The sequence below is a fragment of the Streptomyces sp. Mut1 genome (assembly GCF_030719295.1).
GTDB lineage: Bacteria > Actinomycetota > Actinomycetes > Streptomycetales > Streptomycetaceae > Streptomyces > Streptomyces castrisilvae.
This window is the reverse complement of record NZ_CP120997.1, coordinates 489,275-500,099: the sequence shown is the minus strand read 5'-3', so window position 1 is coordinate 500,099 and position 10,825 is coordinate 489,275. Positions and strand designations below refer to the sequence as shown.

Genomic DNA, 10,825 nt, shown 5'->3' with positions numbered 1-10,825 from the left:
ATCACGTGCCGGGCTGAGATCCAGACCGGCCCGGACTTCTGCCGCCGGCCCATCGGCCGGGCAGGAGAGTGAGTCATGGTTCGGGGGGAATTGTGCCGGCCTTGGTCAACGAGGGTGACGCCGCTGAACCGTCGGTCCGGTTCCGGGTCCTGGGGCCCGTCGAGATCCTGATCCGGGACAAGCCGGTCCCTCTGCGGGCGGGACGTCAGCAGACCGTCCTGTCGATGCTGCTGCTGGAGGCCAACCACGTCGTCGGCACCGATCGCCTGATCGACGCGGTCTGGGGCGACGACCCTCCGACGACGGCCGGCAGCCAGATACAGATATGCGTCTCGGCGTTACGCCGCATCCTGGCCGAGGCCGGCGGCATCATCGAGACCCGCGCGCCGGGCTACCTGATCCGGCTCAGCCCGGACCAGCTCGACATGCAGGTGTTCCAGGACACGGTGACCGAGGCCGGCCGGGTGTCACGCGCCGGGGAGGTGGCCGAGGCCGCCGCCCTGCTGCGCGACGCACTCGCACTGTGGTCGGGCAACGCGCTGGCCAGCGTCACCAGCCGGCTCGTCCGTGCCAAGGCCGCCCGGCTCGACCAGACCAGGCTGAGCGTCTACGAGGAGTGCCTCGACCGGGAACTCCAGCTGGGCAGGCACCGCGAGCTGGTCACCGAACTGATGACCCTCGTCTCGCAGAACCCGCTGCGTGAACGTTTGTGCGGCCAGCTCATGCTGTCCCTCTACCGCTCCGGCAGACAGGCCGAGGCGCTGGAGGTCTACCGCACCGCCCGCACCGAACTCGTCGACCAGCTGGGCATCGAACCCGGTGAGGAACTGCGACGGCTCGAAAGAGCCATCCTGGCCCAGGAAGCCGCCCTCGACTGGACCGGGACCGCCGAACCCGCCGCGCACACCGCCGGGCCGCGTCAGCTCACCGCCGCCACCGCCGACTTCACCGGGCGGATGGAGCAGGTGGACGCACTGGAGCGCGCGCTGACGCAGTCCGGCACGGCGGCGAACCCCTGCGGGGTGGTTCCCCTGGTCGTCATCGCCGGCAAGACCGGTGTCGGCAAGACCGCCCTCGCCATCCACGTCGCACACCGGCTCGCGGCCACCCACTTCCCCGACACACAGCTCTACGCGGACCTGCGGGGGACCCGGTCCGACCCGCTCTCCAGCGAGGAACTGCTCATGTCCTTCCTGCGGGCCCTGAGCCCGCCCGGCACCAAATTCCCCGACACCCCGGAGGAACGCGCCCAGCTCTACCGCAGCCGCCTCGCGGCGCGGAAGGCGCTGATCGTGCTGGACGACGTCGCCGACGAGGCCCAGGTACGGATGCTGCTGCCCGGTAGCGCCGGCTGCGCGGTCATCATCACGAGCCGGGTGCGGCTGACCGGCTTCCCCGGCAGCCGCCTCATCAACCTCGGACAGTTCGACCACGGCGAGGCCATCGAACTGCTCGGCCGGGTCGTCGGCGAGGACCGGGTGAACGCCGAACCGGCCGCCGCCCGCACCCTCTCCGAACTGGTCGGCGGCCTGCCCCTGGCACTGCGCGTCGCGGGCGCCCGTCTCGCCGCCCGCCCGCACTGGACGCTGGAGACCATGGTGCGGCGGCTCGCCGACGAGCACCGCAGGCTCGACGAACTCGTCCACGGCGACCTCGCCGTACGGGCCAGCATCTCGCTGACCTACGGCGGCCTGCCGCCCCAGGTGCGGCTGCTCTTCAGGGAGCTGAGCGACCTGCCGTGGGACACCTTTCCGAGCTGGGTGGCCGCGGCGGTGCTCGACATCGGGGTACGCGAGGCGGAGGACCTGCTGGACGAACTGGTCGACGCCCATCTGCTCGACTACGTCGCCGCCGACAGCCGCGGCAGCATCTCCTACCGCTTCCACGTCCTGATCCGCATCTTCGCCCGGGAGCAGACCGGCGAGGAGCCCCGGCGCGAGGACGAGGGCCGCCGACGGCTTCTGGAACGGGTGTGCGGCGGCTGGCTCTTCCTCGCCGAGCACGCCCACGGCCTGCTCTACGGGGGCCAGTTCACCCTGCTGCACGGCTCGGCACCACGCTGGGAGCCGCGCGGCGGGTTCCACGAGACCCCGCTGGCCGACCCCCTGGCCTGGCTGGAGAGCGAGCGCCTGAACCTGACAGCCGCGGTACGGCACAGCGCGGGAGCCGGCCTGGACGAACTGTGCTGGGACCTCGCCAGCACCCTGGTCACCCTCTTCGAGGCGCGAGGCTACTTCGACGACTGGACGGACACGCACAAGTTCGCCCTGGACGCGGTCCGCGAGGCGGGCAACCGGCGGGGCACCGCCGCGATCCTGTCCTCCCTCGGCTCCCTGCACGTCACCCGCCGCCAGACCGCCACCGCACCCGAGCTGCTCGACGGGGCCATGGAGATATTCGAGGAGCTGGACGACCACCACGGCCGGGCCCTGGTCCTGCGCAGCCAGGCGTCGCTGGACTACCACATGGGCGAGACCCGCCTCTCGCTCGCACGGTACGACGCGGCCCTGCGGGAACTGCGGGAGGCCGGCGACCTGATCGGGGTCGCGCACGTCCTCGTCAACATCGCCCAGCACCAACTGGACGCGGGCGCCCCGGACGAGGCGGTCAAGCAACTGGACGAGGCCCTGGGCATCTGCCGTTCCGTGGGCAGCCGGCGCACCGAGGCGCAGGTCCTGTACCGGCTGGGCCTGGCCCACCTGGAGCAGGACAGGGTCGACGCGGCCGGCGAGGCACTCGGCAGCGTGCTGCTGCTGGTGCGCCGGAACGACGACCCGGTGGGGGAGAGCTACGCACGGCTCGGGATGAGCGCGGTGCACCGGAGACTGGGCAACCTCAAGACGGCCGAGGCCATGCTGCTGAGGACCCTGGAGATCAGCGAGGACCTGGCCGACACCGTCGCGCAGGGCAGAGCCCTGTTCGAGCTGGGCACCCTCCTCGCCGAGGGGGCCGACCCGGCTCGGGCCCGCGTGCATCTGGAGCGGGCCCGAGCCATCTTCCGGGACCAGCGTCTGCGGCTGTGGGAGAACCGGACGCTGGACGCGCTCGACGCCCTGGACGGGCCGGCGGGCTGAGCCGGACGGGCCGCCCTCACGTCCAGGGGGTGTCCCCGCCCTGGTGGCCGGTCGGCGGCGGGGTCGCGTCGCCCGGCGCCTCGGCCACCTGGTGCACGGCGGCGGTGTGCGAGACCACCGCCGCCACCGCGGGAACACCCGCCGTCAAGACGGTCGCGGCCAGCAGTACGGACAGAATGCGCGGGACGGCAGGCATCGTTCGATCCCCTCCAGGTCAGTCGTACGCGTCGATCGGACGGCGCCGACGCTAGGGGGCCGCCGTATCGCCGCCGTATTCATCACCTGTCGCCCGCCCATCGGCTCGCCCCTGCCCGGGGCGATCGGCCACCGATAGGGGAGCGATAGCCGCCCGCGAAGAATTCGGAGAGCCAATCACTGGGATTCACGACAGGGGACACCGTGGACACAGCTCTTCCGGATCATCCGACGCTCCCCGTGCGGACCGGGACCGAGGCGTTTCGCGCCCTGCGGACGGACGGCGCCCGGCTGCTGCGCCGGATCGACGAACTCGGCCGGATCGGCGCCGACCCGCTGGGCGGCGTCACCCGGCCGGCCTTCGGCGCCGACGACCGCCGCGCCCAGCGGTACCTGCGGGCCGAGGCCGCCGCCGCCGGACTGCGCACCGAGGTCGACCCCGCCGGCAACGTGGTCATCAGACAGGCACACGCCCAGGTCCCCGGCCCCGTGGTCCTCATGGGCTCGCACCTGGACACCGTCATCAACGGCGGGCGGCTGGACGGGGCATACGGGGTCCTGGCCGCGCTGGAGGTCATGCAGACGGTCGCCGACGCGGGCGTCGAACTCGCCCACACCCCCGTCGCGGTCGCCTTCGCCAACGAGGAGGGCGCCCTGTTCCCGCAGCCCTTCTGGGGGTCCATGGCACTGACCGGCCAGACCCGCCGGCTCCCCGACGACCCCCGCGACCGGCACGGCAATCCGCTGGCCGGCCCGCTGCGCCAGGCCGGCGGCGACCTCACACAGCTGTCCCGGGCCGCCTGGCCGCCCCACTCGGTGCGGGCCTACCTGGAACTCCACATCGAACAGGGCCCGGTCCTGGAGGAACTGAACCTGCCGATCGGCGTGGTCACGGACATCGTCGGCCGGGTGGTCCACGACATCCGGGTGCTCGGCCGGGCGGGCCACGCCGGAACCACGCCGATGGGCAGCCGCCGCGACGCCGCCGTCGCGATGAGCCACATCGTCATCGCGGCGGAACGGACCGCCGCCGCGGGCCGGTGCCGCGTCGCGACCGCCGGCTGCGTGACGGTGTCGCCCGGCGCCACCAACGTGATCCCCAACGAGGCGGTGCTCTCCGTGGAGTTCCGCGACGAATCCCCGGCCCGGCTCGCCGACGCGGCCGCCTCGTTCCTCGCCGACCTGCGGACGGTCTCCGAACTCACCGGCTGCGAGATCCTGGCCGAGGAGACCCTGCGCACCGTCCCGGTCCCCACCGACCCGGGTCTCCAGGACCTCATCGCCTCCTGCGCGGACGGCCTCGGGCACGGCCACACCCGGCTGCCGAGCGGCGCGGGCCACGACGCGCAGATCGTCGCGGCCGTCGCCCCCACCGGGATGATCTTCGTGCCGAGCCTGAAGGGGCTGAGCCACACCCCCGAGGAGGACACCGCCCCCGCCGACCTCGTGGCCGGCGCCGACGTCCTGCTGCGGGCCGCCCTGGCCCTCGGGTCGGGGCACCCGTGAGAGACGCCGCGACCCCCGCCGCCCTGTTCCACGTTCCCCGGCCGCTGCCGGACGCCCCCCTGCGCCTCGTCTGCGTCCCGTACGCCGGAGGCGGGGCGGGCGTCTTCAGGGGATGGCACACCGGGCTCCCCGGCATCGAAGTGGCCGCGGTCCGGCTGCCGGGCCGCGAATCCCGCTACACGGACCCGCCGTACCGGACCATGGGGCCGCTCGTGGCCGACCTCGCGGACGCCATCACCGCGACCGCCGACCGGCCGTACGCCCTGTTCGGGCACAGCATGGGCGCCCGCGTCGCCTTCGAGACCGCACGGCGGCTGCGCCGCGTCGGCGGCCCGCAGCCCCGCTGCCTCTTCGTCTCCGGCTGCCGGGCACCCCACCTGCCGCTGCGGCCGCCGACCGGACACCTGACCGACGCGCGGTTCGTACAGGAACTGCGCGCCCTGGGCGGCGCACCGCCGCAGTTCTTCGCCGACCCGGAGCTCGTCGCCCTGCTGCTGCCCATGCTGCGCGCCGACTTCGGCGTCCTGGAGTCCTACGAGCACGCCCCGGCCGCGCCCCTCGGCCTGCCGGTCCGGGCGTTCTGCGGCGACGCCGACCCGCATGTCTCGCCCGCCCAGGCCGCCGCCTGGCGCGCCCACACGACCTCCCGGTTCGGCCTGACCCGGGTGGCGGGCGGCCACTTCTACCTCGCCGAGCGGCGCGACACCCTCCTGCGCACGATCCGTGAAGAGCTCGCACGCTCCGATAGCCCGCCGAAGGAGGGGCGATAGACACCCCCGAGACGCTCCCGGCACATACAGGCCCCCGCCCCATCGCTGACTGGAGGGACATGCCCAGCTCCGCGGAAACCGCCGAAGAACGGCGAAGGTCCCTGGACGCGCGGCTGCTGCGCCGCAGGGCCGAACGGGTCTCCGGCGCCCGGACCGGCACGATCCCCCGCGCCCCGCGCACCGGCCCGCCGCCCCCGTCCTCCGGGCAGCGCCGCTTCCTGCTCCTCAACGACCTCGACACGGCCGGTGACTCCGCCGCCGGCACCGGGAACTTCGCCTTCTGGCTCCGGCTGCGCGGCGACCTGGACCGGGACGCGCTGGGCCGCGCCCTCGACGAGCTGTGCCGCCGGCACGAGGTGCTGCGCACGGTCTACGGCACCGAGGCCGGCGTCCCGGCGCAGATCGTCCGGGACCACACGCCCGCGCCCCTGCCCGTGCACGACCTCAGCGACGCGGCCGACCCGGCCGGCCGGGCGAGGTCCCTCGCCACCGCGCGGGCCCGGGAGGCGTTCCGGCTCGGCAGCGACACCCCCTTCCGCCGGGACCTGATGCGGCTCGGCGACCGGGACCACGTACTGCTGCTGAGAATCCACCACATCGCCGCCGACGGCTGGTCCGAGGGGATCCTGAACCGCGAACTGGCCGCGCTCTACGGGGCGTTCCGCCGGGGTGAGCCCTCCCCGCTGCCGCCGCTGCCCATCCAGTACGCCGACTTCGCGGCCTGGCAGCAGGAACAGCTGGCCCGCGGGGCGCTCGACGCGGAGACCGAGCACTGGGCCGCTCTGCTGGACGGCCCGCCCGCCGCCACCGAGCTGCCCTTCGACCGGCCGCCGACCGCCACCAGCGGCGCGGCCGGCACGGTGCTGCGCCTGCCCGTGGACCGCTCGGCGCACGACCGGATCACCGCACTGTGCACCGAGCACGGCGTCTCGCTCTTCCACGCGCTGCTCGGCGGCTACGCGGCCCTGCTCACCCGCCGCTCGGGCCAGACCGACCTGGTGATCGGCGCCCCCGTCGCGAACCGCCCGCACGCCGAGACGGCCGGTCTGATCGGCTTCTTCGTCAACACGGTCGCCCTGCGCGTCGACACCTCCGGCAACCCGACGTTCGGGGAACTGCTGCGCCGCGTCAAGGACGTCGCCCTGGACGCCGCCGACCACCAGACGGCCCCCTTCGAACAGGTCGTCCGCCGCGTCGCCCCGCCCCGCGAACCGGGCCGTCAGCCGCTGGTGCAGACGATGCTCCAAGTGCACAACACCCCGCAGGACCCGCTCGTGCTCGACGGCCTGGACGTCGAGCACGAGCAGCTGTTCACCGACAGCACCTCCGCGGACCTGTCCGTGAGCTTCGTCGAGACGGACGGGGAACTGGAAGCGCTGTGGGAGTACCGGACGGAGCTGTTCGATCCCGCGACCGTACGCCGGCTCCACCAGGACCTCGTCGCGCTGACCGGCTCCGCCGCCGCCGAACCCGGCGTGGGCATCGCCGAGCTGGACATCCTCCCGGCGGCCGAGCGGGAGTGGCTGCGGCACCGGTCGAGAGGGCCGCGCAGGCCCCCGCCGGACGGCGTGCCCGCCCTGTTCGCGGCGCAGGTGCGGCGCACCCCGAAGGCCCCGGCCGTGGTGTGCGGGGCCGACACCCTCACGTACACCGAACTGGCGGACCGGGCCGACACCCTCGCGCGGCACCTGGCCGGCCTCGGCGTCGGCGCCGGCGACCTCGTCGGGATCTGCCTGGAACGCGGCGCCGACCTGGTGGTCTCGGTCCTGGCCGTGCTCGGGGCCGGTGCCGCCTACCTGCCGCTCGACCCCGGATACCCGGCCGGCCGGCTGCGGTTCATGGTGCGCGACGCGAAGCCGGCCCTGGTCCTCACCCATGCCGCGACCGCCGGCGTGCCGGACGGTGTCCGCACCGAGCGGGTGGACCTCGTCCGGGAGCGGCCCGAGGGCCGGCCCGGCCGCGTCCCGCTGGAGTTCCCCGGCGCGCAGGACCTCGCCTACGTCATCTACACCTCCGGCTCGACCGGCACCCCCAAGGGTGTCGCGGTCCCGCACGGCGGCCTGGCCAACTACCTCGCCTGGGCCGGCGACCGCTACCGCACCACCCCGGGCGGGGGCTCCGTCCTGCACTCCTCGCTGAGCTTCGACCTCACGGTGACGTCCCTCTTCCTGCCGCTGCTGTCCGGGGAACCCGTCATCGCGGTCCCCGACGAACAGCCGCTGCCCCGACTCGCCGCACTCCTGACCGACGCTCGCCGGGAGCCGGCCATGGTCAAGCTGACGCCGTCCCACCTGCGTGCCCTGCGCGGCGAGGCCGCGGCGAGCGGCCCCGCCGACGCCGTCGCCGCCTTCGTCATCGGCGGCGAGGTGCTGCCCGCCGACCTGGTCGCCGTCTGGCGCCTCCTCGCCCCACGGGCCAGGTTCTTCAACGAGTACGGGCCGACGGAGGCCGTGGTCGGGTGCTGCGTGCACGAGGCGGCCGGCGGTCCCGGCGGGGGCGCGGCGGTACCCATCGGCACACCCGTCGACAACACCGAGCTGTATGTGCTGGACCGGGCCGGCAACCAGGTCCGGCCCGGCGCCATCGGCGAGCTGTACATCGGCGGCTCACAGGTGGTGCGCGGCTACCTCAACCGCCCCGCGCTCACCGCCGAGCGCTTCGTGCCCGACCCATTCGGAGGCGAGCCCGGCAGCCGCCTCTACCGCACCGGCGACCTGGTCAGATACCTGCCGGACGGGGCGCTGGAACTCATCGGGCGCACCGACGACCAGGTCAAGGTCCGGGGGCAGCGGGTGGAGACCGGCGAGGTCGAGTTCGCGCTGCGGCGCTGCCCCGGGGTGGCCGACGCGGTCGTGGTCGCCGGCGGCCCGCCCGGTGCCGCCGCCCTCGTCGGCTACTACGTCGCCGACGCCGGGGCGGCCCCGGCCCCGGACGGACTGCGCGACGCCCTCGCCCTGACCCTGCCCCGGCACATGGTCCCGGCGGTCCTGATGCCGCTCGGAGCCATGCCGCTGACGGAGAACGGAAAGGTGGACCGGGCCGCGCTGCCCGACCCCGCGGACGTCGCCCGGCGCTCTCCACGTACCGGAGGCGCCGCACCGGCCGACGCGGTGGAGGAACGGCTCGCGGGGATCTGGGCCCGGACCCTGGGCTGTGAACGCGTCGGCGTCCTGGACGACTTCTTCGAACTGGGCGGGCACTCCCTGCTCGCCGCCGAGGTGATCGAACACATCGGCCGGGCCTGGCCCGCGATCCCCGTCCGGGGGATGCTGCGGGAGATCTTCCTCCACCCGACCGTCCGCGCCCTCGCCGCGGCCGTCCGGACCGCACTCGCCACCGCCGGTCCGGGCCCGGCGGACACCGCCGCGGTACACGCGCGCCCGGCCCGGCCCGGTCCGCTGCCCCTCTCACCGGGCCAGGAGAGCCTGCTGGTCCAGGTCGAGCTGTCCGGCAGCCCGCACGAGTACCTGGTCCCGCAGGCGCTGCGCCTGGACGGCCCGCTCGACGTCACCGCGCTGCGGCGGGCCCTGACCGCGATCAGCGACCGGCACGAGGTGCTGCGGTCCCGGTTCCCCCGTGACGCCGGGGACCACTGCTACGCGCTGCCTTTGGGCCGGGAGCCCGCGTTCGCCGAGCACGACCTGCGCCATCTGCCGGCCGCCGAACGCCCCGACGCGGTCGCCGCGCTGCTGCGTGCCGAGGTGACCACACCCCTGGACCTCACCGCCGGCCCCCTGCTGCGGGCGCTGCTGATCCGCGACCGCGACGACAGCCGCCTGCTGTGCCTGACCACCCACCACCTGGTGTTCGACGGCCGGTCCCAGCAGATCCTGTTCTCCTCGCTCATCGACGGCTACACCCGTGCGCTGAGCGCAGGGACGCCCCCGCCGCCCGGCTCTTCGCCGCAGTACGCGGACCTCGTCGGCGCCCTGCGCGAGCAGGCCGAGAACCCGGCCGACGAGGACGTGGCGTACTGGCGCGAGGCCCTGGCCGGCACGCCGGTCCTCGCCCTGCCCACCGACCGTCCGCGCGACGCGGCACGCGCCGGCACCGGCCGGGCCGTCGTGTTCCGGGTCGGGCCCCGCACCGTGGCCGCGCTGCGCCGGCTGGCGAAGGACCGCTCGGCCACCCTCTTCATGACCCTGCTCGCCGGCCTCCAGTGCGTGCTGTCCCGGCACACCGGACAGGAGGACTTCGCGGTCGGCACCTCGGTCGCCGGGCGGGGCGTGCCCGGGAGCGGTGATCTGATCGGCCTGTTCATCAACCAGGTGGCCCTGCGCGCCGACCTCTCCGGCGACCCCGCCTTCGGCGACGTCGTGGGGCGCGTCCGGCAGCGCTGCGCGGATGCCTTCGCCCGCTCGGACGTCCCGTTCGACCGGGTCGTCCGCGAGGTGCGCCCCGAGCGCGTGGCCGGCGCCAACCCGCTGTTCCAGGTCGCCTTCGAACTGGCCGGGGCGCCGTGGAGCGGCGAGACGGAGACGGGGCTGCGGCTGCGGGAGCACCCCGTACCGGTGACCGTCTCCAAGTTCGACCTGACGGTGGCGTTCCGCCCCGACGGAGACCATCTCCTTGGCGAAGTGGAGTACGACATGGCGCTCTTCGACGAACAGCGGGTGCGCGGCCTGGCCGACGACCTGGTCCAGGTGCTGGACGCGGCGGCGGCCGACCCGGCGAAACCGGTCGGCGCGCTCCTGCCCGAAGCCGCGCCCACGCCGACCCCGTACGGCGGTGACGACCCGGCCGGCGAGCCGGCCCACGCCGAACCGCTGGTGGCCGACGCCTATCGCGCCGTGCTGCCGGAGACGGCGTTCGGACCGGACGACGACTTCTTCGCGCTCGGCGGCCACTCCGTGCTCGCCCTGCGCGTCGTCTCACGGCTCCGCAAGGCCCTCGACCTCGACATCCCGCTCGACCTGATCTTCCAGTACCCCACCGTACGGACGCTGGCCGGGCAGCTGGAGGCACTGCTGCTCGCCGAGATCGAGGCCCTGCCCGAGCACGAGGCGGCCGAGGCCCTGGCGGACGACGCCCCCTGAAGCCCGGCCGCACCCCCCCCGACCACTCAAGGAGAAGACCATGTCCGAGACCGGCCCTGTCGAGCACTACAAGGTGGTCGTCAACCACGAGGAGCAGTACTCGATCTGGTCCGCGAGCCGGCCCAACCCGGCGGGCTGGACCGACGAGGGCACCAGCGGGACCCGTCAGGCCTGCCTGGACCGGATCGAGGAGGTCTGGGTCGACATGCGCCCGCTGAGCATCCGCGACCGCGGCGGGCGATGA

General features: G+C 74.3%; 6 protein-coding genes. 5 read left to right on the top strand and 1 reads right to left on the bottom strand.

Annotated features, from left to right (window positions below; genetic code table 11):
• Positions 1-101: 101 nt before the first annotated feature.
• On the top strand, positions 102-3,074 hold the full coding sequence (locus P8A18_RS01900; protein ID WP_306051144.1) for an AfsR/SARP family transcriptional regulator: 2,973 nt from the start codon (positions 102-104) through the stop codon (positions 3,072-3,074).
• 16 nt (positions 3,075-3,090) lie between these two features.
• Here the strand turns inward: P8A18_RS01900 and P8A18_RS01895 are convergent, their stop codons facing one another.
• Positions 3,091-3,270, bottom strand: a complete 180-nt coding sequence (locus tag P8A18_RS01895; protein ID WP_306051142.1) for a hypothetical protein — start codon at positions 3,268-3,270, stop codon at positions 3,091-3,093.
• 203 nt (positions 3,271-3,473) lie between these two features.
• Between P8A18_RS01895 and P8A18_RS01890 the strand changes: the two genes are divergently transcribed.
• From P8A18_RS01890 to P8A18_RS01875, 4 genes are read left to right on the top strand one after another with little or no spacing between them, the layout of a single operon-like run.
• On the top strand, positions 3,474-4,775 hold the full coding sequence (locus P8A18_RS01890) for a Zn-dependent hydrolase (protein WP_306051140.1): 1,302 nt from the start codon (positions 3,474-3,476) through the stop codon (positions 4,773-4,775).
• Complete coding sequence (locus P8A18_RS01885; RefSeq protein ID WP_306051137.1) at positions 4,772-5,545, top strand: thioesterase II family protein; 774 nt, start codon at positions 4,772-4,774, stop codon at positions 5,543-5,545. The genes P8A18_RS01890 and P8A18_RS01885 overlap by 4 nt, the downstream gene beginning before the upstream one ends.
• Before the next feature lie 59 nt (positions 5,546-5,604).
• Positions 5,605-10,581: a non-ribosomal peptide synthetase gene (locus P8A18_RS01880; protein ID WP_306051135.1), complete on the top strand. Its 4,977-nt coding sequence runs from the start codon at positions 5,605-5,607 to the stop codon at positions 10,579-10,581.
• A gap of 40 nt (positions 10,582-10,621) precedes the next feature.
• Positions 10,622-10,825 (top strand): MbtH family protein, encoded by a 204-nt coding sequence (locus tag P8A18_RS01875; protein WP_306051132.1) that lies wholly within the window; start codon positions 10,622-10,624, stop codon positions 10,823-10,825.